Below are 24,280 nucleotides of genomic sequence, written 5' to 3'. Positions count from 1 at the left end.
ATGGAACTTTACATAAAAAAAATTGTCAAGGATTTTGGCAGTTATGATGATCCCTCCAATCGAGTTCGAGCGGTAGATCGGGTGGACCTTCATGTAAAAGAGGGGGAACTTATCACCCTTTTAGGGCCGAGCGGTTGTGGGAAAACAACGTTGCTTCGAATGATTGCCGGCTTTGAAGATCCCACAGAGGGAGATGTTTTTTTCGGGGATCGAAGGGTCAACGATGTGGCTCCCAACCATAGGAACGCTACCATGGTTTTTCAGTCTTATGCCATCTTTCCTCACCTCAATGTGTATGAGAACATTGCCTTTGGCCTGCGTCTCAAGAAAATGGAGGAGAGCAAAATCCGTGAAAAAATGGAAGGGGTCATTGATCTCGTTGGATTGACGGGGCTGGAATCCCGACAGCCCAGCCAGCTTTCCGGCGGTCAGCAGCAAAGGGTGGCTTTGGCCAGGGCCATTATAATGGAGCCGGCCCTTTTGCTTTTTGATGAACCCCTCTCTAATCTTGACGCAAAATTACGGGAGCAAATGCGTATAGAGATTCGCCATCTTCAGAAACGACTTGGCATTACCAGTGTCTATGTAACCCATGACCAGGCGGAAGCCATGAGTATATCTGATCGAGTGGTAGTCATGAACAAGGGGCGGATAGAGCAGGTGGGAACTCCCATTGAACTTTACGCAAGGCCGTCGAATTCTTTTGTTGCGGCTTTTATAGGAAAGGTCAACTTTATGCCTGCAAAAATAGAGGACAAAAAACATGTCCGCATTGGCTCTTCCCTTTTAGATGTTATGGCTATTCCTGAGGCGTGTCATGTTGGAGATATTGTTATAGCGACCCTTCGTCCCGAAGCGATAGAAATAGATAACATAAAAAGCGATGATGTACACCATGGAGAAGGAAGAATTCTCCGACGTACTTTTTTAGGAACCATAATTGAGTATGAAATTGAGGTTCACAATACGGTTTTTCACGATCATCTTATTGTTCATACTGTGAACCCCATAACGCAGACCCTTTTTGAAGTGGAAGAGGAAGTGTTCATTCGTTTTAAAGAAGAAGCCATACACCTTCTCGATGAGTCGGCATCTTCTTTTAGCCACAAATGAAAGAAACAAGCTCTTCTTTGGGTATGGAGGCGAAATATTTTTCAGTATCAATGGAAGCGAGCCTTTTTCTCAGGGCCTTTTCTTCATAGAGGCAATGTAAAAGATGACCTTCGAAAATATTAAGGTTCTCGTCGCCAAAGAAATCTCCGAAAAAACGACAGCCTGTTATAACCCCGTCTTTTATGTTAAAGCAGGCCTCCACTTTGCCGGCATTGAAACGCCGGCTCTTTTTTTCTGTAAATTCAGGGGATCTTCCCCAATTCCAGCTCCATGTACTGTATTTTTCTTCAATGAGCCTTTCAATGTTTTTACGGTCGTCTTGTGAGAGAAAGTAGGGCTTGAAACCCTCCTTTTTATCCATCTGGCGAAGAATTGCATCTTTAAAGGCTTCAATACTCATAGGGCGGGGAAGCCACTGAAGAATATTGGTAACTCGGCTTTTTACTGATTTAGCGGCTTTAGACTGGAATTTATCTTCTGAAACTTTCAATGCTAAAGAGAGCTTCTCCAGGTCTGAATTAAAGAGAAGGGTTCCATGATGAAGAAGCCTTTTTTTATCCATATGCTGGGCATTTCCAGAGAACTTTAGACCATTGATGGCCAGGTCATTCCGGCTGTTGAATTCAGCATATACCCCAAGGCTTTGCAGCACATCTACGATCGGCTGGGAGTGCTTTTGAAAATCGAAGGGATTGTCTGAATCGTTAGGTACGGCAAAGGTGTAGTTGAGATTTCCAAGATCATGATAGACAGCTCCCCCTCCGGTGATGCGGCGAATGACGTGAAGATTGTTTTCCCTTACAAAAGGCTCATTGACCTCTGCCGCTGTATTTTGAAAGCGCCCGACGATAATTGATGGGCTATTTCGCCATAGCAGCATAAATTTCTCTTTGTACGTTGAGAGAAGAGAGTAAACATATTCTTCAAGAGCAAGGTTGTACCGCGGGTCTGTGCAAATGTTCTCTATATAGTACATGTGAGTACCTCCAGATACTAAAAGTGCGGATAGCCTTTGTCTTTTTCTGACCTTAAACGTTGACTTTATAGTGTAGCGTATATAGATCTATCAGTGAGCGTATATGAAAGGCGTATTCAGTCAAGTTTGCTGAAAGGGCCAGTCCTTCGGCAAATAGAAGTCCGCGAATTACAAAAATATCAGGCGACGTGGGAAGAGGCATGAGGTAGTGTTTTTCCTGGGGTTTAATATAACGGTTTTTATAATGACGGAATGTCACCAGTTCGGGGCGGGAAACCCAGATACGCATGAAAATGCCATACAGTTCAAAACAGTCACTGAGAGAGTAGTGCCCTATTTCGGAAGGAAGAGCGTCTTCTATTGTTTTGACTATAGACGGAGTTTTAAGGTGAGTTATGGTCTTCATTTTCGCTTCATTGAGCCTGGGCCATTTGTACAGTGCGGCATTCTTAGGGTTAGGTATGGCGCACCAGTTCGTAAGGCCGATCATGGAACACCACCATTTCCAGTCTTTTACAGTTTCTCTGGGTAAAAATGACGTATCAAAGGCCAGATTATGTACCACGATTCCTGACACGTGCCACTTTTTCCAGAAAGAAAGAAGGGCGTCCACATCTTCAAGAAAATAGAGGGGATAGGGTTCTGTCTGACGGAACCAATGAATTCTTTCCACTGTCAAACCATGAATCTTTTCAGTGGCATAGTCTGGTGTTTCTGTGGGAAAGTAAAAGCGATTAAAAAAATCACGGATATGTCCTCTGTCATCAAAAACAATGGAGGAAGCTGAGACAACAGAACTTCCCTTCAGTCCGTTCGTTTCGAGGTCAAAGACAGCAAAATTCATGGCCTATCCTCCTTTCTCCAGTGTAGCAATTGATTTTAGCATGGATTACACGAAGCCGTGCCATCCTGTTTACGTACTATAAAAAACATAGTAACCTGAATATGGAAATAGAATTGTGAAAAGTACACGTTTGGAGGGAACAGCTGTCTATGGATGCCTTTTCTTTGCGACAACGTATAGAAGTTTGTGAGAAATGTGAATTATGCGGAATGAGACAGCAGCCTGTTATCGGTGAAGGCTTGGCGGAGTGCAGGGTTATGCTTGTGGGGGAAGCTCCTGGCGCTACAGAAGATGAAACGGGGCGCCCCTTCGTGGGACGGTCAGGGAATCTCCTGTGCCAGCTTATTGAAGAAGCAGGCCTTTCTCGAGAATTCTTTTTCATTACCAATATGGTTAAGTGCCGCCCACCGGAAAATCGAAAACCTACAAAGGATGAGCTGGATGCCTGCCGCCCTTTTTTGGAAGAACAGATACGCCTCCTTTCCCCGTTATTGATTGTAACGGCAGGCAATACGCCCACCCAGTGGTTTCTCAACACGAGGAAAGGGGTTACAGCCCTGCGGGGGCAATATTATCCCTGGGATTTTGAAGGGAGGAAAATAAAGATCCGCCCCCTCTTTCATCCAAGTTATCTGTTGCGGAACAGATCGAGGGAAAAGGGGCGTCCTCTCCATCAGACCCTTTGTGATCTGCGAGAAATAGCTTCCTTTTTGAAATAGAGAAAGGGGCTTGTATGAACGCAAGCCCCTTTATGTTCTCTTTTTTGAGTGAGAACCTATTACTGGAGAATAGTAATGCGTTCCTCAGATTGAAGCTTTATTTCCCCTAGATGGCGGATATATTGGGCCAAACTTTCTACATCCCCTACCTGCATGCTATAGGCTGTGGGAGCCGCCATCTTAAATACGTAATATTTATCGCCCCCTGGAGCAAGCCAGTCGGTAGTCGTCACTGAGTAGACTGTGCCAGGGTTGAGTGGGGCCCATGTTCCGTCATCGTTCTCAACCATAACCTCAACAACCCGATCCCCATTCTCCAAAAGATCCCCATCGTTATTGATCAGAGCGGGTTTTTTCTTGAGATCGTATGAGACCTTCAAACCCGATACCTGTAAGAATCCGCCGGTAGGGGTTCGAAGGTTTCCATCATACCCATCTCCCTCACGAATGAGGGCGGAGGCGGATACTTCTAAAATGTCTCGGATTTGCTCCCCAGTGAGATCAATTCGAACAAGGGTGTTTCCGTAGGGTAACATTTCGTAAAGGGTTTTGTATGAGATTTCTCCGGCGGGGTATACCTTATCGCCGCGGATGCTTCCTCCGTTCATAAGCCCTATCTGGGTCTGACCATTCCAGCGGAGGGAATCGGCGATAAAATTCCCAAGAGGGGCTTCCTTTCCCCTTACCGCTGCCTTTGTGGCGTCAGCATCCTGCGTCATGATCCCTATAGGCTCGCCGAGTTTTTCATCAAGCTTTTCCTGGAAAGGGTTAATGAGCCATGCGACACGCTTATCCATGGGGATGTCGCTGGTGAGCTCCCGCGCTTTCCATGAAGAATTGCCTTCATCAAGCTTGCCATTTTTCACTGCTACTGTGGCGATGCCTATATACCTGCCCATTGAACCGCCATGGGAGACCATTGTTTTCCACCCATTGGGTCCCGTTATTATCTCAGGAGTTTCAAGAAGTGTGTGGGAATGGCCGCCTGTGATGATATGGATGCCTTCTACTGCCTGGGCGATGGCCCGATCTGCGTAGATGCCCACATGGGTCATAGCGACAATGATATCGCATTGCTCCTCATGAAGGATCTTTACCATGTGTTGGGCCTCTTCCTTGAGATCCTGACCTACACGGAAACCGCGGCTGCCCTTGGTGACAGAGAAAAGTTCAGGGGCGATGAGACCGAAGAAACCGATCTTCAGCCCATTGGCAGCGTCTTTGATGACGTATGGGTGATAAAGGTTTTGAAAAGCGGGAAGGTCTGTATGAAGATTCGCTACGGTAAAGGGGAACCGCGCATATCTCATCAAGTCCTCAAGCACTGAAGGGCCGAGATCGAATTCATGATTTCCTAAAGTGGCAATATCAATGCCAGCCAGGTTAAGCCCTCTGATCTCAGCAAGTCCTTTGTAGAAAAAGAAAAGCGGCCCTTCATTGATATCACCCATTTCCAAAGCAAAGACATTGCCGGGATTTTGGGCCTTTTCTTTGCCTATAAGAGTGGAAGCGCGAGCAAGTCCGCCTACTTCAACCTTAACTTTTTCCCCCTTCACTTCTTTGCTGATTGTGTAAGGATAGATGTGGCTATGGATATCATTAAGGGTCATAAGAGTAATGGAGCCGTCAACGGCTAGAGCACCTGCAGAGAGGATGAGGAGAAGACAACACGCTATAAGCCCTCTGACAATTTTTTTCCTCATAACCTCAGCCTCCTTTCATTGATACTCTTATTTATACTCTTCCACAACTATTTTGCCTTCAACAACCTCTTGAGTAAGTTCTTCCAACCGATGCCGCACATCTTCGGGAACGAGCTTCAGAGCACTATCAGACCAGGAGAGCCCCACGCCGTTGTTTTTGAGATCGCAAGAGACAACCTGCCCTCTGGGATAGTTTTCCTCTTTTTTAGCCTTTATGAGGTCGTAAGCCGCGTTATCCAGTCTCTTTAACATGGAGGTGAGAACCACTTCCGGCGCAAGGTATTCCTGAGGAGAATCAACACCTATGGCATAGAAATTAGCTTCTTTAGCCGCGGCGATAACTCCTTCCCCTGTTCCCCCTGCCACCTGGAAGATCACATCTGCGCCATTATGGTACTGGTTCAACGCCATTTCTTTTCCCTTCGCGGGGTCAGACCAGCTCCCCACAAAGCCCGTAAGGACCTCGCAGTCGGGATTGATATATTTTGCGCCCTGTTCATATCCCACAAAGAAGTTGTGAATGACGGGAATGTCTTCTCCCCCCACTGCGCCGATAATGGCTTCCTTATTAACGAGAGGATCGTTTTCACGGGTGGTCATCATTGCCGCCAGAGCTCCTGCCAGGAAACTTCCCTCATTTTCTTTAAAGTCTACGTAAGTGACATGGACTGTTTTGCCAGAAACGTCGAAATAGGCGAAATCTGTGTTGGGAAATTCCGGGGCTACCTGTTCGATGGCATCAATAAATTCAAAGCCGACAACAAGCACAAGGTCAAAGTTTTTGGCGGCAGTTGCCAGATATGGAACATAGTTAGCGGGGTCAAAATTACATTCCACCACTTTCCCTACGATGTCCAGCTCTTTTTTGGCCCGCTCTAGTCCCGCATTGGCAGAGTCATAAAATGACGCGTCGCCTAATTTGTTTGCGATGACAAGGGCGACTTTGATTTTGTCGGCAGCGAGGGCTCCTCCGGATGCTATCCCGAAAAGCAGTAGGCCAGCTAATAAAAGACACCATGTTTTTTTATGCATACCCTATCACCTCATCTATATATATTTGGAATCAGGCTTTTTTAGCCAGTTTCACCCCTTTCCAGTTCTTGAAGACAAGGGCTATAATAACCAGAATATAAGGAAGCATAAGGGCGAGATGGCTTGAGAATCCAAAGGATTGAAGCTCTATTCCCGCGGCTTGAGCAGCCCCGAAGAGAAAAACCCCTACAATGGACCAGAGAAGATTGCCGTCACCAAAGATTACAGCCGCTACAGCGAGCCATCCCCGTCCAGCGCTCATACCGCTTACAAAGGCAACCAAATAGGATGTAGAAAGAAATGCGCCAGCCAATCCCACCATGATTCCATTAATGGCCAAAGCCTTAAAACGAAGGCTGACGGGAGAAATCCCCGCAGCTGAAAGGGCTTCTTCATTTTCTCCTGCCGCTTTAAGACGCATCCCGAAGACTGTTTTAAAATCAACGAACCAGAATATAAAAAAGAGAATAGCTGCCAGGAGGATAAGGAGGGAAAAATTTCCTATGTAGGGCAACGAAATGTCAGGAATACGTACCATCCGCGGATCCCGAAAGCCGCCTTTTACGTGAAAGACGCTCTTCATGAGAAGAATTGAAAGGCTGTCTGCCAGTATGTTGAGGGTCATACCAACTACCCATATATTAGCCCTGAGAAAAACACAAAGCAAGGCAAAAAGCATATTAAAAATAAGTCCCGCCGCCATACCTGAGAGAACGCCGGCAATCCAGCTTTGAAAGAAGTAATTGCCAAGGACGGCAAAAAAAGACGAGATGAGCATAGCCCCTTCCTGGCTTATGTTCAAAACCCCAGTTTGCCGAGTCCATGTTCCGCCGAGGGCAGTGAGGAACAGCGGCGTTGACATCCTGATGGTAGCTCTGAGAAAGTCAAACATGGCTTAATCCTCCCTGATCCTGTTTGCCAGGCGATTAGCTACCGAGATTCCGGCAGTTACAAAAAGCACGGCGCAGCAGACAATGATTGAAACAAGTTCCTGAGGAATGTCTGTGACGAGTTCCATCTGAAGGGCTCCGGAACTCATGATTGAATAAACAAAAGCCGCGAGAATCCCTCCGATAGGGGAGTATGTGACCATCATAGCCAGGATCATGCCTGTCCACGTATACCCTGGAGAAATATTAATGAGGAAACGGTAGTGATCTCCCATAACGAGAAGAGATCCAGCCAGACCGGCGAGGGCCCCGCTCAAAAGCATTGCTGCCATCTGACGATTTCGAACATCTATCCCTCCGTATTTGGCAAAGCGTGTGTTCATTCGGGAGCAGCGCCAATCGTAGCCCCATACAGATAAAACCATGAGCACAGTTACAATAAGAACTGCCCCAAGTGCTACATAGATACCTGTATTGAGGGTTCCAAAAACCTGAAAATGAGAGAAACGCATGGCTTCCGCAATTTTTTCAGTGCTTCCTGCACTTGTCCTTTCGCCAGCGTAGGGACCGGTGGCCAAATATGTAGTAAAGAGAATTGCTATAGAATTAAGCATTATAGTGAGAACGACAATATTGAGGCCTTGATCAAGATGGAGTTTCCCTGGGATCCATGCCCACAAAACCGCGGTTCCTATTCCAGCCGCGAGGCCAAGAGGAATAAGAATAAAGCCAGGAAGCCCGCCAAACTCTATGCCTGCAAAAGCAGCGGCAAAGGCTCCCAGAAACAGCTGTCCCTCGGCGCCGATATTCCACATCCCTCCATAAAAAGCAACAGCGATGCTCATGGTGGAAAGTATGAGGGGAACGGCCCTGGCCAGGGTTGCTAAAAGCGCGCCGGTATCTCCTAAGGCCCCAATGATCATTTCCCTGTAGGCTTCCATAGGGTTTGCTCCATAACAGGAAATGAGCACGGCGCCAATAAGAAGGCTCAAGCCGAAGGACACAAGGATAATGCACTGATCCCGATAACGTATCAGCCAGTCTTTTGAAAAAAGGATCATGATGACGCCTCCTTTCCGCGGACAAAGGAACCCTCCAGCATAAGGCGTCCGACAAGGTTGCGGGAGGCTTCTTTGCGGGGCAGAACGGCTACGATCTCTCCCCTGTTCATAACTGCTATTCTGTCGCTGAGAGAAAGGATTTCGTCGAGATCCGCAGAGATCATCAGAATGGCTTTCCCAGCTCTTCTTAAGGAGAGAAGTCTGTCATGGATAAAGGAGATACCCCCAATATCCACTCCTCTGGTCGGTTGGGATACGAGGAGGAAATCCGGCTGCTGTTCAAGTTCCCTTGCCATTACAAGGCGTTGCATATTCCCGCCGGAGAGAGTTCCTGCCTGTATATTTTCACTTGCCGCCATAATGTTATAGCGTTCCATAAGATGAAGGGCGAATTCTCTGATGGATCGAAAGTTTTGAAAGAAGTTCCTTTTTAAGAAGGGCGGTTTGTATTGATAGCCTAAAAGGGCGTTGTCTTTTAAGGAAGCGAGGGGGGCAAGCCCTGTCTTTATGCGATCTTCCGGGATATAGGCAAGTCCAAGTTTCCGCCGTTTTAGAGGTGGTAAATGTGTTATGTCCCGTTTGCCCATTAAGAGTTGTCCCTCTTTTACAAACCGAAGACCGGAAATAGCTTCTTCCAGCTCACTTTGCCCATTTCCAGTAATGCCCGCAATTCCAACAATTTCCCCTCTATGGACAGTAAGGGTGAGGTTTTTGACCACATCCTTGCCCCTGTCCCCGGAGACGGTCAAACGGGTCATTTCTAAAAAAGGCTTGAGCTCCCTGGAAGGAGTTTCTTCAAGTACCGGTATATGGACGCTGCGGCCTACCATAAGAGAGGCAAGTTCCTCGGAAGTGGCCTCTGAGCGAGGGAGGGTCGCAATATGTTTCCCCTTTCTCATAACGGTAATAACATCGGAAACAGCGAGCACTTCGTTGAGGTTGTGTGCAATGAAAATAATCGTTTTCCCCGCCTTGCGAAACTCTCTGATAATAGAAAAAAGCCCTTCTATCTCTCGGGGAGAAAGAACGGCAGTGGGCTCGTCAAAAATGAGAATTTCAGCTTTTCTGTAAAGAAGTTTCAGTATTTCCACACGCTGCTGTATTCCCACTGGCAATGAGTGGACGGGGGCGAGAGGATCTATATTTAGCCCGTATTGAGCAGAAAGGTGTCTTACGGCCTCTATTGCGCCATGGTGATTGAAGATAAGCCCCCTGGTGGTGGGTTCATCTCCAAGAACTACGTTCTTATAGACAGGGAGGGACGGAACAAGCATAAAGTGCTGATGGACCATTCCAATTCCATATTTCATTGCGTCTCGCGGGGTTTTTATAGTGAGGATTTTATTATCGATCTTGAACTTTCCTGCAGTGGGACTGTAAAGTCCATAGACGCATTTCACTACAGTCGATTTCCCCGCTCCGTTTTCGCCAACAAGAGAATGGACAGTGCCACTGGCAATTTCTAAAGAGAAATCATCGACCGCTCTGAGTGTTCCGAAGGTTTTGGTAAGGCGGGAAATCCATAGCGACGGCATCATGTCCCCTCCACTTCTGGTGGGAAATATTTTTTAAAAGACAATATTATTGTAACACGATTTTAATAGGTTCAAGAATGGGGATGTAAAAAAGCCGCCATATGGCGGCTTAAACGGTAATCTCATCTTTTTTGAGGAGGGTGTCGAAGGTCTTTCTATCTTTGAATTCCTCTCTTTTTCCTTTATTCCATTGTGATATTGGGGTTAAAAAACCCACAACCCGCGAGTATACTTCACATTTAGTCCGTTTTTCTTCACTCATCATTTACAGCCTCCTTTAAAAGGGTAAGACGCTTTCTAGTTTCTGACTCCTACAAAAGCTACATATTTTTCTGCTATTTTCTTGAATCGACTCAGTTCATGAAGAGAGAAGCTTCTTTCTTTTGAGAACTCTTCAGATAGGGTTCTGTAAGACCTGAAATTCTGAATGTAGTAAACCCTTGCCCCTTCTATCATTCTTGCAATCTTTTCCATCTCTTCTTCGTCGGTAAGACCAGGAACCACAGTAGTACGAAATTCCATTGCCACAGAGGTCTTTTTCAGTATTTCGATGGATTGAAGTATTGGTTCAATGGAACCGCCATATCCTGCTGTTACAGGATATTCTTCTGGCGATGCTTTGACATCCATAGCTACATAATCCACGAGGTCTTTTCCAATAAACGATTGAAGTCCCTTGGGGTCGCTGCCATTTGTATCAAGCTTGACGAGAAACCCCATATTTTTCACTTTTTCGATGAAAGGCAAAAGATCTGGCTGCAAGGTAGGTTCTCCTCCAGTGATAACAACGCCGTCAAGCAGCCCGATCCTTCTTTCAAGAAAATTAAAAAAGCCTTCTTCTGAGAGGAAATTTATTTCCCCTCCCTCAACGAGCTCTGGGTTCTGGCAATAAGGGCACCGAAAGTTACACCCTTTGGTGAAAACGACGGCAGCAATCTTTTCGGGATAATCAATGAGGCTCGATGGAACGATCCCTGCAAGAATCACAGCGATTTCACTTCTTCCATATATCCTTTTTCAGCATCACAGTAGGGACAGTATTCGTGGGCCCCCGGTATATACCCGTGGATTGGGCATACGCTAAAGGTTGGTGTGATAGTGAAATAAGGTAGATGAAAATTTTCAGCAATTCTTTTCACTAAACGTTTGGTGCTTTCCCCACTCGGCATACTTTCCCCTAGAAATCCGTGAAAGACGGTTCCGCCGGTATAAAGAGTCTGAAGTTTATCCTGGAGTTCCAGGGCTTCAAAAATATCATCTGTATATCCCACTGGTAATTGACTGGAATTAGTATAGTAGGGGTCAGCCCCTAATTGCCTTACGTTCTCTTCGTTTGCTGCATAGATACTGTTTCCATAGCGTTCTTTATCGAGACGGGCAAAGCGGTAGCTGGTCCCTTCCGCTGGAGTGGCTTCCAGATTGTAAAGATTCCCCGTTTCTTCCTGGAAGTCTGAAAGCCGCTGTCTCATAGCGGTCATGACACGGGTGGCAAAAAACATCCCTTCCGGATCCGCAATGGTTTTCCCCATAAAGTTCAGCAGTGCTTCATTCATTCCATTAATGCCAACGGTATTGAAATGGTTGTTCCAGTATGTTCCAGTTTCTTCTTTTATGGAGCGAAGGTAAAATTTAGAGTAAGGGTATAAATTCGCTTCAGTGAGACGCTCAAGCACTTTTCTTTTTATTTCGAGGCTTTCTTTAGCTATATCCATAAGTTCAAAGGTACGTTCTATAAAGTCATCTTCATTTTTCGAAAGATAGCCGGTTCGAGGCATATTGAGGGTTACTACCCCTATTGAGCCGGTCATAGGGTTCGACCCAAAAAGGCCACCGCCTCTTTTACGTAACTCCCTGTTGTCAAGGCGCAATCGGCAGCACATGGAACGGGCGTCGTCAGGGCTCATATCGGAATTGACAAAGTTCGAGAAATAGGGAATGCCGTAACGTGCAGTCATATCCCACACAGTGTTGAGAACATCGTTATCCCAATGGAAATCTCGAGTAATATTGTACGTTGGAATGGGGAAAGGAAAAACTTTTCCCGTGGCATCCCCTTCAAGCATCACCTCTGCAAAAGCCCTGTTCAGCATATCCATTTCCTTCTGGAATTCGCCGTAGGCCTTATTCATAGCCTTGCCTCCCACTATTGCCGGCAGGCCTTCCAGGATTTTGGGCGGAATAAGGTCCATGGTGATATTTGTAAAGGGAGTTTGGAATCCAACTCGCGTAGGGACATTGAGATTGAAGATGAACTCTTGCAGAGCCTGTTTCACATCTCGATACGTCAGATCATCGTAATAGATAAACGGCGCCAGATAGGTGTCAAAGTTAGAAAAGGCCTGAGCCCCGGCAGATTCTCCCTGCATAGTATAGAAAAAATTAACGATTTGCCCTAACAGGCTTCTAAAGTGTTTAGCAGGTTTGCTGCTCATTTTTGTCTGAACGCCGGTGAAACCGCTGACAAGAAGGTCATACAGATCCCATCCGCAGCAGTATACAGAAAGATTGCTCAGATCGTGAATATGCAGATCTCCTGAAATATGGCGCTCCCTCACCCTTGGGGAATATATTTCCTGAAGCCAGTATTGAGCTGTTAATTCAGAAGCAATATAATTGTTGAGCCCTTGGAGAGAGTAGCTCATATTGCTGTTCTCGTTCACTTTCCAATCTAGCTTTTCAAGATATTTGTTGATCATATCAGCGGCGCTGCCAAGAAGTTTTTTGGTGTCTCTCATTTTGGCATGCTGCTCCCGATAGAGGATATATGCCTTGGCAATAGAGGCATAACCCTTCTCTATGAGGATTTTTTCTACCAGGTCCTGTACTTGTTCTACTGTGGGCACCCCTTCTTCTTTGTAAAAAATTTCAAGAAGGGATACAATTTGGCGAGTTATTTCTTGCCCTACTTCCATAGGGTTCTGGTGATCAACAGCTTTTGCCGCTTTCATTACAGCCGTTGTGATCTTGGATTCGTCAAAGGGGACTTCATGGCCATCTCTTTTTCGTATGCGACGTATCACTTTGGCGGCCTCCTTAATGTTTTAGGTAATACTCGGGCTCAGATTATACCGCCCTTCATAGAAAAAGCCAAACGGAAATATAGGCTATATGGGGTTGTTAAAAATATTATAACTCTATATGTAGGGTTTTGGCTATTGTTTTTTTATTTTTTTCATTTTCTCTTCTGGCCGGAATCGTACGCATATTGTAAGATGGGAAAAACCTTTACTACTAAGGGGTGTTTATATGGCTACTGTAGGAAACTACACCGATAAAGAAACTTTTGGAAAGATATCTTCCAGAATTAGAACCACTATAGAAACGGCATTTTTGAGCAATAACGTACTCCATGTAACAACACCTCGTGAGGCCTATGAGCTGGCTAAAAGAAGTGTCGGGACTATCGAACTGACAGGCATGCCAGTGTATGAACCTGAGTGGCAGGGGCTTTCTAAAGGGTGCAACGTCCTTCTTTTCAATGATGGAGCTGTGGTAGGGCGATGCGCCGCTGCCAGGCGTATCCTTGGCGACCCAGAAGTGTCTCTGGATGAATATGCGGCTAAACTTCGAGAAGCGGTATATCATACCCGATACAGGAATCTCTATGCAGCGGAAGCTGTTATAGGGCTTGAAAAAGATTTTATGGTTCGAGCTCATCTGCTCATTCCTGAAGGTCATGAGAATTTGCTCTATAACTGGATCCTCAACTTCCAGTATATAAATAAGATTTATAGTGAAATGTATAAGGAATCCCATGCCTATCTTGATGGGGATATTTATATCCTGGCTGATCCTGATTGGAAGCATCCTGATCATCCTCTAGGACTTGCCCTTTTCGACCCAGAACATAATTGCGCGGCCATCTTAGGGATGCGCTATTTTGGCGAGTTAAAAAAGGGAACCCTCACGCTGGCATGGGGAACAGCTGTCCGCAACGGTTTCGCTTCCTGCCATGGCGGATTGAAACGGTATAATCTTTCTGGAGACCGTTCTTTTGTAGCAGCTGTCTTTGGATTATCAGGGTCAGGGAAGTCCACTATTACCCATGCACGCCACGAAAATCGCTATGATATAACAGTGCTTCATGACGATGCCTTTGTCATTAACCTGAAAGAGCGATATTCTATCGCCCTGGAACCTTCTTATTTTGATAAAGTACAGGATTATCCAATGGATTGCGAGGATAACAAGTTTATAGTTACCCTTCAGAATTGCGGTGCGGTTCGTAAGGAGAGCGGCTTGGTCTATGCCGTAACTGAAGATCTTAGAAATGGCAACGGGAGGGCTATCAAGTCAAAATTATGGTCTCCAACAAGAGTAGATCGGATTGACGAACCGATAGATGCTATATTCTGGCTCATGAAAGATCCTACTATGCCCCCTGTGCTCAAAATTACTGATCCTGTGCTGGGAGCCGCTATGGGGGCCACATTAGCCACTCGCAGAACAACGGCAGAGCGCCTTGCCCCTGGTGTTGATCCGAACGCTCTAGTGTTTGAGCCCTATGCAAACCCCTTCAGAACCTATCCCTTAGGGGTTGATTACGGCCGCTTTAAGACTCTGCTTGAAAGTGGAGTGGATTGTTATATCTTGAATACAGGAGATTTTATGGGAAAGAAAGTGCAGCCCCGTCATACCCTTTCTATATTAGAATCTATTGTAGAAGGGCGAGTTTCTTTCAGGCCTTTAGGAGCCTTGAGTGCGGTAGAAGTGATGGAAATGGAAGATTTTCCCCTCCACCTTGATGATGTTCAGTATAAAAAAGAAATTACTGCCCGCATAAAAGACAGGGTTGCTTTTGTAAAATCAAGGGAATCGGAGCGTGGAGGGGTAGATAAGCTCCCCCGGGAAGCTCTTGAGGCTTTGCAGAGAATGACAAGGGAACTGGGATATCCGGGAGAAGCTTGATCGACGGAGGCCCCTGTTTTTATCAGTTGGGTAGGAGGACAAGATGGAAAGAGCAAAAAGGATGGGGGAGGATTCAATCCCCCGTCTTCTTTTTCATTTTTCAGGGCCGGCCATTACAGGACTTTTGGCAAATGCCCTCTATAATATAGTAGACCGCATATTCGTCGGCCATGCTGTGGGTCCCACAGGCATAGCCTCCATAGGGGTGGCCTTCCCCTTTATGGTAGCAGTGATTGCGGTGGGGTTGCTCATAGGAGTGGGGTCTTCCGCCCTTATTTCAATTTCTCTTGGAGAAAAAAAGAGGCGGCGGGCTGAAATAGTTTTGGGCAACGCCATTGCCCTTCTCGCCATTGCCAGTATTGTGGGTTTCTTATTAGGCTGGCTTTTCCTCGATGAGATTTTGCGCCTTGGCGGAGCCACCGACCTTTTATTGCCCCACGCTCGGAAATATTTACGGATTATCATTATGGGAATCCCTTTTTCACTCTTCAGCTTTGGTTTTAATTATTTTATCCGGGCAGAAGGCGCTCCCCGTTTTGCCATGATGACTCTTCTCTTAGGCGCAGGCATCAATATTGTTCTCGATGCCGTCATGATCCTTGTATTTGACATGGGTCTTGAGGGAGCGGCTTTTGCCACGATTGTTGCTCAACTCATCGCGGCACTTTGGGCTGTTTCTTTTTTTGCAAGAAAAAAAGGATCATTGCGAATTCGGTTTATACATTTGCGTTTCCGTAAAAACGTGATAAAACGCATTATTTCAATAGGAACGGCGCCTTTTATTCTCGAGGCGGGCTTTACTTTTATTTTGGGAGTTTTAAATCAGACGCTGAAAATCTATGGTGGGGAAATAGCCATATCTGCTCTTGGTATATTTTTTAGTCTTGACTCTCTCTTTTTTCTTCCGGTACTTGGCATAGGAGAAGGAGCCCAGCCCATTATTGGTTATAATTTTGGCGCGAAACAGATAGAGCGGGTGAAGGCCACGATCAAATGGGCTCTCTTTGGGGCTTTATCCTTCTTTGCGTTAAGTTTTATCATGGTATATTTTTTCGCAGAACCTCTTGTCATGATCTTTAACACTACAAGTCCTGAATTGATAAAACTTGCGGCGAGAGGTTTGATGATCTCTTACAGCTGCGTTGTCTTTGCGGGAATTTCCATAGTTGCTTCCTATACTTTTCAGGCTCTGGGCCTGGGACGTCAGAGTCTGTTTCTCAATGTGCTAAGGCATGTCCTTTTCTTTATTCCCCCCATTCTTTTGCTTCCGCCTATGATGGGAACTGATGGGGTGTGGCTGGCATTTCCCATTTCTGATGTAGGAGGAGGGATCCTGGCTTCTTTTTTGTTGCGTCGTGAGTTCAGAGATCTCGATCGGTTCATGCTTAGAGAGGAACCTGAGGGAGAACTGAATCAGGCGTAGTCATTCTTTTTAATTTAACATTAAAATCCTTAACATTGAGTTTCAAAATGGATTGTGGTATGGTGTTTTAACGGAGTTATTTCTATAAAAATAATTAAATTTAATAGAGAAATAACAAGGGGGCAGGATTGTAATGGGTATTCCGCGAAAAAGATTAATGGCGTTGTTTTTGGCCTCGCTAATTATTTTTTCATGCTCTGCTGTCTGGGCAGATGCTCAAGTTTTGAGGATGGCTACAACAACCAGTACTGACAACACGGGATTGCTCGATTATTTAGCTCCTCTTTTCAAAGCAGAAACAGGAATAGAACTGCAGTGGGTTGCTGTTGGCACTGGAAAGGCGCTTGAACTTGGTAAGAATGGCGATGTGGACGTTTTGCTTGTTCATGCTCCAGACACCGAAAAAAAGTATGTTTCAGATGGTTACGGAGTGAACCGACGGGAAACTATGTACAATGATTTCATCATCATCGGCCCTAAAGCTGACCCCGCCAAAATCAAAGGGTTGGAAGCAGTAGAAGCCCTGAATAAGATTGCAAGCTCCGAAACGCCTTTTGCAAGCCGAGGAGACAAGTCTGGTACCCACATAATGGAGATGGATCTTTGGAAAGGCGCGGGGCTGGCCCCCGATAAGGAATCGTGGTATATCCAGACTGGCCAGGGGATGATTAACACCATTAATATAGCGGCAGAACGAAATGCCTATACCATGACTGACCGGGGGACCTTTATTAAATACGAAGATGTGAACAAGGAAAACTCCCCCTTCGCCATCCTCGTAGAAGGAGATGCCGTACTTAGAAATCAGTATAGCGTCATTGCTGTAAACCCCATGCGCTGTGAAAATGTCAAATATGATCTGGCCCTTGAGTTCATAGACTGGATCGTTTCCCCTGAAGTCCAGAAAAAAATTGGAGACTTTACGCTGCTTGGGAAACCGCTCTTTTTCCCCAACGCCCGCTAAAAGAGGATAATATGTGATGAAAAAGCGCTGCCTGACCTGAGGTGGCGCTTTCTTTTATGGGAGGAACAGCTGCCATGGATTACATTTCACAAGGAATTGCCACTGCCTTTCAACTGCTTGCCAGGGGAGATGCCGAAACATGGTCAGCAGTTATTACCACATTGAGGGTCTCTTCCCTTTCTATTCTCATATCTCTTCTCCTTGGAATTCCTGCGGGATTTTTACTTGGAAGCATTTCCTTCCCCGGGAAAAATAGTATTCGAACCCTGGTGGACACCCTTATGGCTCTCCCTACAGTTGTTGTTGGTCTATTGGTCTATTCCCTCATATCAAGAAGGGGGCCACTTGGCGAATTCGGTCTGTTGTTCACTCTTGAAGGAATTGTTATAGGCCAGGTTGTTCTAGGGTTGCCCATAGTGGTGGCTCTTACAGCATCAGCTATTGAAAGCCTGGAAATACAACTGCGTCAGACTCTTCTTACCCTTGGAACAACGAAAAAACAGTTGGTTCTAAGCACCCTGTGGGAGGCTCGATATGCCGTTACTGTTGCTGCTATTACTGCCTACAGCCGGATTATTTCTGAGGTTGGCGTATCTATGATGCTTGGTGGAAACATTAAATGGCATACACGAAGTATAACGACGGCCATGGCCCTTGAGACAGGTAAGGGAGAGTTCGCCATGGGCATAGCTCTTGGAATGGTTCTCTTGTTCATAGTTCTATTGGTCAATCTCTTTCTTGCTGAATTTAAACGGAGGAGCGCGGCATGAAGGCTATGTATCGATTAAAAAACATAAAGCATTTTTATAGTCAGCGGTGTGTTCTCCAGATCCCTTCATTAGAAATAGGGCAGGGGGAAATATTGGGTCTTTTAGGAGCAAATGGCAGCGGCAAGAGTACTTTGCTTCGTATCCTTGCCTTCCTCGAAACACCAACGGAAGGAACGGTCTATTTTAAAAAAGAGCGTGTTGAAACCGTATCAGTGAACTATAGAAGATCTGTGACCCTTTTGCTTCAGAACACCTACCTTTTAAAACGAGCTGTTTGGGAAAATGTGGCCTTTGGTTTGAAAGTCCGAGGAGTAAGGGGCAAAGAGCTAATGAAAAGTATGGAAGAGGCACTATATTTTGTCGGCCTGGCCCCCAGTCAATTTGCAAGAAGAAAGTGGTATGAACTCTCTGGAGGAGAAGCCCAGCGAGTTGCTTTGGCCAGTCGTCTAGCTATAAAACCGGAAGTTTTGCTGCTTGATGAACCTACAGCCAGTGTCGACAGGGTAAGCGCTGAACTTATAAAGCAGGGTGTCAGAATGTGCCGCGAAAAGTGGGGAACCACCCTTGTCCTCGTCAGCCACGATGTCCTTTGGGTAAAAAGCCTGTCAGATCGCCATCTTATCCTCACAGAAGGTGAGCTTTCCACCTCATCCAGCAGTAATAATCCTTTCTTTATGTTCGAGTAGAACAGGACGCGACTCGATATTTTTGAATAATGGACGCAATATACACTTTTCCTTCGGGTTGTACAGTCTTTGCCCATGTGATAGCATGAACGTGAAAATTGAAAACTCCTTTTTTTCTGATTACGACCTCTAAGGGATACATACGAGGGGTATTTAAATGAAGATAAAAACAGTATCCCCTCTAGAAAACAAAAGAGTAAGCCGCTTTCGGAGGGGAGCGGCTTTTATCTATATTTGCGGATTGAGATAAATTGTATAAAAAATACGCAAAGACTTTATCTCCTCAATTTGTGAAAGGGATAACGATTAGTAATAAGTTTCGTTCATATATATGTGATTAACGTTGAGAAATACTTCCCAGAAGCACCAATGGAAGTTCACAACAAGGAGGGGAATCATGTCACAAGTGGAGTTGAAAAAGATCCAGAAAACGCGGGAAATTGTGGCGCCCTGGAAGGGTAAGAAAGGTGGTCTTATTCCGATTCTCCAGGAAGCTCAGCATGAGTTCGGGTATCTTCCCCCAGAGGTGATGGAAACCATTTCCAAAGAACTTAAGATCCCGAAAGCTGAAATTTATGGGGTCGCGACTTTTTATGCTCAGTTCCATTTGAAACCACGAGGTAGACATGTAATTCGAGTTTGTAGAGGAACAGCCTGCCATGTTCGCGGAAGTCTCAAGATCCTTGAGAAAGTGAAAGAACTTACCGGCGTCAGTGAGAACGAGACGACTGATGATTTAAGGTTTACGATTGAGCCAGTCGCCTGCCTTGGCGCATGTGGACTAGCCCCAGTCATGATGGTGGACAGCCAGACCTTTGGACGTCTTGCTCCTGATATGGTGGCTGGAGTACTTGCAAAGTTTGAATAACAAGGAGGACGGCAATGGCTAAAATAACTAATCTGGAAGAACTGAAAAAAATTCGCGAGTCATCGAAGGATTTAACCTCTGCTCGTTCTGAGGGGAAAGTCGTTATTATTGTTGGAATGGGTACGTGCGGTATTGCTGCCGGTGCGCGAGAAATCATGACCGCTATTATGGATGAAATAGAAAAACGGAAACTCAATGAAGTAAATGTCCAAACGACTGGGTGCATTGGCATGTGCCAGGATGAACCTCTCGTAGATGTTATTCGTGACGGGAAACGTATCACCTACGGTAATGTGAAGCCCAGTGACATCCCTGTCATCATCACTGAGCACGTTGTCAATGGTCATATTGTTGAGAAACTGGCCATTGGCAGAGCCGACTAAGGGGGGTAGTGAGGATGCCAATCTATCGTTCGCACGTTCTCATCTGCGGAGGAACAGGATGTACCTCTAGTGGATCTCATGAGGTGATGGACGCATTCCGTGAAGAACTTCGAAACCAGAAGCTTGACAGAGAGGTTCTCATCGTTCCTACAGGCTGCCATGGCATGTGTGAAATGGGTCCAATCGTGGTGGTCTATCCGGAAGGGACCTTTTACTGCCGGGTAAAGGCAGAAGACGTAAAAGAAATTGTAAGTGAACATCTTTTGAAAGGACGAATCGTTCCCAGACTTCTTTATACTGTTTCAGAAGAAGCCCCTAAAGTCCCCCATTATAAAGAGATTCCTTTCTATGGCAAACAGCATCGCATTGCTCTTGAAAATTGTGGTTATATCAACCCGGATAACATTGAGGAATATATTGTCCGCCATGGATACGAAGCATTGGGCAAGGCTTTGACTGAAATGACCCGGGAGCAGGTTATAGAAGAGGTTAAAACGTCGGGATTGAGAGGTCGCGGAGGCGGCGGATTTCCCACCGGACTGAAGTGGAGCTTCTGTGCCAGAGCCCAGGGGGATAAAAAATATGTCATCTGCAACGCTGACGAAGGCGACCCAGGTGCCTTTATGGATCGCTCCATTCTGGAAGGCGACCCCCACTGCGTCATTGAAGGAATGATGATAGGGGCCTATGCCATAGGTGCAGATGAAGGCTATATATACTGCCGTGCTGAATATCCTCTGGCCATCCAGCGCTTAAAGACTGCTATCGAGAAAGCTGAAGCCTATGGACTTCTTGGAAAGAATATTATGGGCACAGATTTCTCATTCATAGTGCATATCAAAGAAGGGGCAGGGGCTTTTGTCTGTGGTGAAGAGACAGCTCTCATGGCCTCTATCGAGGGGCAGCGCGGAATGCCTCGTCCCCGGCCGCCATTTCCGGCCAATAAAGGTTTGTGGGATAAACCCTCGAACATCAACAACGTGGAAACATGGGCAAACATTCCTTATATTATCCTTCATGGCGGCGATCATTATGCTTCAATGGGGACTGAAAAATCAAAGGGGACCAAGGTCTTTGCTCTGACCGGTAAGGTTAAACATACCGGACTTGTGGAAGTTCCCATGGGAATTACCCTAAGGGAGATAATCTTCGATATAGGCGGCGGAATTCTTAATGATAAGAAGTTCAAGGCCGTTCAAATTGGCGGGCCAAGTGGCGGATGTCTCACTGAAGAACATCTTGATCTTCCCGTAAGTTACGAATCCCTCGCAGAGGTTGGCGCCATTATGGGATCCGGCGGTATGGTCGTTATGGATGAAGAAAACTGCATGGTTGACGTTGCTAAATTCTTCCTTGAGTTTACTCAGCGTGAGTCTTGCGGAAAATGTACTCCTTGCCGGGAAGGAACGAAGCAGATGTTGTTGCTTCTCAATAAGATCTCTGAGGGAAAGGGTACGATGGAAGATCTCGACACCCTTCATGATCTGGCGGTTATGGTTAAGGAAATGTCTCTTTGCGGATTGGGACAGACTGCGCCTAACCCCATACTTACAACCCTGCGGTATTTCAGAGATGAATATGTGGCTCACGTAAAAGACAAGAAGTGTCCCGCAGGTGTCTGTTCCGCCCTAATCGAGTACTCCATCGACCAGGACCTTTGCAAGCGCTGTGGTCTGTGTGCCCGTAACTGCCCGGTACATTGTATCCCCGGGGACAGAGCTTCGGGATACACTATCGACACAGAGAGATGTATCCGTTGCGGCACGTGTTTTGAAAAGTGCCCCTTCGGAGCCATTATCAAAGGTTAGAGTGGCAGGGAGGATGCGAATATGAGCGAAATAACTCTTAACATTGACGGAAAGGTTTGTAAGGGTACAGTTGGAGATACGATCCTTGATATAGCCCGTAAAAATGATGTCTATATTCCTACCCTTTGTTATTTAGAGGGTATATCAGCTATAGGTTCATGTCGTATGTGTGTCGTGGAAGTGGAAGGAAGCAACAAGCTGCTGACCTCCTGCACTACTCCCGCCACTGACGGCATGAAGATCCATACTCAAACAGAAAAACTGCGAGCCTACAGATTGCAGATACTTGAACTGCTCTTTGCTGGGCGCAACCATTTCTGTATGTTTTGTTCCCAAAGCGGAGATTGCGAGCTGCAGCGTCTTGCCATCGAGCATGGCATGGATAAAGTGAGATATCCCTATCTCTATTCTGATTTTCATAACGACGCTTCCGACGAAGACCTGCAGGTAGACCATAACCGCTGCATTCTTTGCCTTCGCTGCATCAGGGTTTGTGGTGAGAAAGTAGGAGCCCACACCCTTGATCTGGAAAAACGCGGATGGAATGCCAGCGTAGTATCTGATCTGGGGAAAGTCCTTGGTGAGAGCGATACTTGTGTTTCCTGCGGAGCTTGCGCTCAGGTTTGTCCTACAGGAACGATTACAATCCGGGATTTTGTCTATCGTGGACGCCGTAACGATTGTGACGAAGTAGTGGAAAGCATTTGCCCCCTTTGCCCCATAGGCTGCAAAATCAAAGCCTATGTAAGAACAGGAAGTGTTGCCAGAGTCGAAGGGGCTTCAATTGATACTCCTGACGGCGGACAGCTTTGCCACAAAGGCCGCTGGTGGCTTCCTGAATCTACAGAGAGAGAACGTCTCTCTGTGCCCATGGTCCGTGAGGGTTCAACCTTCCGAGAAGTATCATGGGATGAAGCACTTGACCTTGTTGCCGACAAATTGGGGAGGGCCAAGGCCGCAAATAGAGCGGGAGCACTTATATCCGGGCTTTCCACAGATGAAGAGCTCACAGTTCTTTCTGACTTCTTCCGCAAATCCTTGAAGATGGATAAGGTCGATTGCTTCAATGGAGATGTGCTTCGCGGCTTTGAAGAAGGTTTTCACCCATTTATAAGCCAGGGGGTTCAACCGTTTACAGCAGCCCACAACATACTTGATAGCGATGCAATCATAGTCATTGGCGCTGATCCTCAGAATGAAGCCCCTGTCGTTGCCAGTTATATCCGTGTGGCTACGGTGAAAAATGGAGCCAAACTGATCAATTTCTCGGCCAAGGACAATCCCTTCGAAGGGATTACCGATGTGGATATCCGCATTTCTCCCGAAGTCCTTCACGGGGCCCTTGTTTCCTTTACTGAAGCGGTTGCCGGAAAAGAAGATGCGGAGAACAGAATTTCATCAGTAGCGGATCTTGCCAATATGAAACCGGAAGAAATAGCTATAGCCGCTAAATACCTGGCTGATGCCAAAAAGCCGGTTGTTGTTCTTGGTTCAAGACTGGCCAAACACCCTCAGATAGTTATGGAGGCGGTGAACATGGCCATTACGGCACAAGGCTTCTTCGAAGACGGATTAGCTCTTGTTCCTATGGTTTTGAGCGGGAATAGCCTTGGTGCGTGGAATACAGTTTTGGGCAAAAAAGCGTGGCTTGAAACAGAATACCTTGATTTCCTTTATGTTAGTTCAACAGGCATGGTACCGGAAGATCCCAAGTCATTGGAAGCCGTCAATAAGGCTAGATTTGTAGTAGCACATGTACCCTACATGGTTAGTCCTCTGGTTAACATGGCGGACGTTTTGCTTCCCATGCCAGCCTGGTATGAGAGAAGCGGTCATTTCTGCACATTGGAGGGAGAACGCCGCCGAATGAACATGATTGTTCCCCCAAAAGAAGGGCTTCGTGGGCTTTCGAAGATTTTCCAGGATCTTGCGTCACGGATGGGCGTTTCTCTGGCAACTTCTTCTTCAGCATCGCCCTGTGAAAACGTATTTAAATCACATGTTTCACCTGATAAAGCCCAAGTGGTTTCTTCAGAGGAGGTGTAGGGTATGTCTAAACCGAAGGTAGCAACAGTCTGGCTTGAGGCATGTGCCGGGTGCCATATGTCTTTCCTCGATATTGATGAACGAATAATAAACCTCCTTGATTTGGTGGAAATAACGGCTACGCCCATAACAGACTTTAAAGAATTCCCTGAAGTAACAGTAGGAGTCATTGAGGGAGCTCTAGGGAACGAAGAGGAAGTACATCTAGCTAAAGAGATGAGAAAAAAGTGCAAAATTCTCATTGCATGGGGAGATTGTGCTGTTTTTGGCGGCATTAACTGTATGAGAAACTTTGCGAAAGTAGAGGATGTCCTCAAAGAGGGGTATATAAATACCGTTTCTACGGTGAACCCAAAAGGTATCCTTCCCGGAGAGGATATTCCTAAGCTATTGCCTCACGCAATCCCTGTGGACTATGAAGTAAAAGTTGATGTATACGTTCCAGGGTGTCCTCCGGATGCGGATACGATCTATTATGTTTTCGAGGAAATATTGCAGGGGCGTATCCCCAAAGTGCCGGTAGACATGATGAGGTACGACTAGGGAGCAGG

Annotated in this window: 22 protein-coding genes; 12 read left to right on the top strand and 10 right to left on the bottom strand. The window is 46.2% G+C overall.

The genetic code is table 11. From position 1 onward, the window contains the following. Window positions 1–1,113 (top strand): ABC transporter ATP-binding protein, encoded by a 1,113-nt coding sequence (locus AMICO_RS08040; RefSeq protein ID WP_013048954.1) that lies wholly within the window; start codon window positions 1–3, stop codon window positions 1,111–1,113. Here the strand turns inward: AMICO_RS08040 and AMICO_RS08035 are convergent. Next, complete coding sequence (locus AMICO_RS08035; RefSeq protein ID WP_013048953.1) at window positions 1,100–2,089, bottom strand: lipoate--protein ligase; 990 nt, start codon at window positions 2,087–2,089, stop codon at window positions 1,100–1,102. The genes AMICO_RS08040 and AMICO_RS08035 overlap by 14 nt on opposite strands. Before the next feature lie 52 nt (window positions 2,090–2,141). Further along, window positions 2,142–2,933 (bottom strand): 3'-5' exonuclease family protein, encoded by a 792-nt coding sequence (locus AMICO_RS08030; protein WP_013048952.1) that lies wholly within the window; start codon window positions 2,931–2,933, stop codon window positions 2,142–2,144. Window positions 2,934–3,082: 149 nt separating this feature from the next. Between AMICO_RS08030 and AMICO_RS08025 the strand changes: the two genes are divergently transcribed. Next, entirely contained in the window at window positions 3,083–3,652 is a 570-nt protein-coding gene (locus AMICO_RS08025; RefSeq protein WP_013048951.1) for a uracil-DNA glycosylase, read from the top strand. Window positions 3,653–3,711: 59 nt separating this feature from the next. Here the strand turns inward: AMICO_RS08025 and AMICO_RS08020 are convergent, their stop codons facing one another. The 8 genes from AMICO_RS08020 to AMICO_RS07985 form a co-directional block, all read right to left on the bottom strand. Further along, a complete protein-coding gene (locus AMICO_RS08020) occupies window positions 3,712–5,355 on the bottom strand; it encodes a bifunctional metallophosphatase/5'-nucleotidase (RefSeq protein WP_013048950.1) in 1,644 nt (547 codons plus the stop codon). Between the two features lie 27 nt (window positions 5,356–5,382). Next, window positions 5,383–6,387 carry a BMP family lipoprotein gene (locus AMICO_RS08015; RefSeq protein WP_013048949.1) on the bottom strand — a complete coding sequence of 335 codons (1,005 nt, stop codon included), beginning with the start codon at window positions 6,385–6,387 and terminating at the stop codon, window positions 5,383–5,385. Window positions 6,388–6,418: 31 nt separating this feature from the next. Continuing rightward, window positions 6,419–7,279, bottom strand: coding sequence for an ABC transporter permease (locus AMICO_RS08010; protein ID WP_013048948.1), 861 nt, complete (start codon window positions 7,277–7,279; stop codon window positions 6,419–6,421). Window positions 7,280–7,282: 3 nt separating this feature from the next. After that, complete coding sequence (locus AMICO_RS08005) at window positions 7,283–8,338, bottom strand: ABC transporter permease (protein WP_013048947.1); 1,056 nt, start codon at window positions 8,336–8,338, stop codon at window positions 7,283–7,285. Further along, a complete protein-coding gene (locus AMICO_RS08000) occupies window positions 8,335–9,873 on the bottom strand; it encodes an ABC transporter ATP-binding protein (protein WP_013048946.1) in 1,539 nt (512 codons plus the stop codon). Before AMICO_RS08000 ends, AMICO_RS08005 begins: the two co-directional genes overlap by 4 nt. 109 nt (window positions 9,874–9,982) lie before the next feature. Continuing rightward, window positions 9,983–10,135 (bottom strand): anaerobic ribonucleoside-triphosphate reductase, encoded by a 153-nt coding sequence (nrdD, locus tag AMICO_RS10110; protein WP_041459668.1) that lies wholly within the window; start codon window positions 10,133–10,135, stop codon window positions 9,983–9,985. A gap of 35 nt (window positions 10,136–10,170) precedes the next feature. Then, complete coding sequence (locus AMICO_RS07990; protein ID WP_013048945.1) at window positions 10,171–10,860, bottom strand: anaerobic ribonucleoside-triphosphate reductase activating protein; 690 nt, start codon at window positions 10,858–10,860, stop codon at window positions 10,171–10,173. Next, window positions 10,857–12,893 carry a ribonucleoside triphosphate reductase gene (locus tag AMICO_RS07985; RefSeq protein WP_013048944.1) on the bottom strand — a complete coding sequence of 679 codons (2,037 nt, stop codon included), beginning with the start codon at window positions 12,891–12,893 and terminating at the stop codon, window positions 10,857–10,859. The genes AMICO_RS07990 and AMICO_RS07985 overlap by 4 nt, the downstream gene beginning before the upstream one ends. 226 nt (window positions 12,894–13,119) lie before the next feature. On the opposite strand from AMICO_RS07985, the gene AMICO_RS07980 reads away from it, so the two are divergent. The 10 genes from AMICO_RS07980 (at window position 13,120) to AMICO_RS07935 (ending at window position 24,272) form a co-directional block, all read left to right on the top strand. Further along, window positions 13,120–14,781, top strand: coding sequence for a phosphoenolpyruvate carboxykinase (ATP) (locus AMICO_RS07980; RefSeq protein ID WP_013048943.1), 1,662 nt, complete (start codon window positions 13,120–13,122; stop codon window positions 14,779–14,781). Window positions 14,782–14,824: 43 nt separating this feature from the next. Continuing rightward, window positions 14,825–16,204 carry an MATE family efflux transporter gene (locus AMICO_RS07975; protein ID WP_013048942.1) on the top strand — a complete coding sequence of 460 codons (1,380 nt, stop codon included), beginning with the start codon at window positions 14,825–14,827 and terminating at the stop codon, window positions 16,202–16,204. Between the two features lie 133 nt (window positions 16,205–16,337). After that, entirely contained in the window at window positions 16,338–17,168 is an 831-nt protein-coding gene (locus AMICO_RS07970) for an ABC transporter substrate-binding protein (protein WP_013048941.1), read from the top strand. A 41-nt stretch (window positions 17,169–17,209) separates the two neighbouring features. After that, window positions 17,210–17,938, top strand: coding sequence for an ABC transporter permease (locus tag AMICO_RS07965; protein ID WP_244392398.1), 729 nt, complete (start codon window positions 17,210–17,212; stop codon window positions 17,936–17,938). Next, window positions 17,935–18,624, top strand: a complete 690-nt coding sequence (locus AMICO_RS07960) for an energy-coupling factor ABC transporter ATP-binding protein (protein ID WP_013048939.1) — start codon at window positions 17,935–17,937, stop codon at window positions 18,622–18,624. The genes AMICO_RS07965 and AMICO_RS07960 overlap by 4 nt, the downstream gene beginning before the upstream one ends. A gap of 397 nt (window positions 18,625–19,021) precedes the next feature. Continuing rightward, window positions 19,022–19,492: an NADH-quinone oxidoreductase subunit NuoE gene (nuoE, locus tag AMICO_RS07955; protein ID WP_013048938.1), complete on the top strand. Its 471-nt coding sequence runs from the start codon at window positions 19,022–19,024 to the stop codon at window positions 19,490–19,492. Window positions 19,493–19,506: 14 nt separating this feature from the next. Beyond that, window positions 19,507–19,875 (top strand): (2Fe-2S) ferredoxin domain-containing protein, encoded by a 369-nt coding sequence (locus AMICO_RS07950; RefSeq protein ID WP_013048937.1) that lies wholly within the window; start codon window positions 19,507–19,509, stop codon window positions 19,873–19,875. A gap of 14 nt (window positions 19,876–19,889) precedes the next feature. After that, entirely contained in the window at window positions 19,890–21,683 is a 1,794-nt protein-coding gene (gene nuoF / locus AMICO_RS07945) for an NADH-quinone oxidoreductase subunit NuoF (protein WP_013048936.1), read from the top strand. A gap of 21 nt (window positions 21,684–21,704) precedes the next feature. Then, window positions 21,705–23,729: an NADH-quinone oxidoreductase subunit G gene (locus AMICO_RS07940; protein ID WP_013048935.1), complete on the top strand. Its 2,025-nt coding sequence runs from the start codon at window positions 21,705–21,707 to the stop codon at window positions 23,727–23,729. Between the two features lie 3 nt (window positions 23,730–23,732). After that, window positions 23,733–24,272: an NADH-quinone oxidoreductase subunit B family protein gene (locus tag AMICO_RS07935; RefSeq protein WP_013048934.1), complete on the top strand. Its 540-nt coding sequence runs from the start codon at window positions 23,733–23,735 to the stop codon at window positions 24,270–24,272. Window positions 24,273–24,280: the final 8 nt, after the last annotated feature.

It is taken from the genome of Aminobacterium colombiense DSM 12261, from assembly GCF_000025885.1.
GTDB lineage: Bacteria > Synergistota > Synergistia > Synergistales > Aminobacteriaceae > Aminobacterium > Aminobacterium colombiense.
This window is presented reverse-complemented; position numbering and strand designations above follow the sequence as displayed.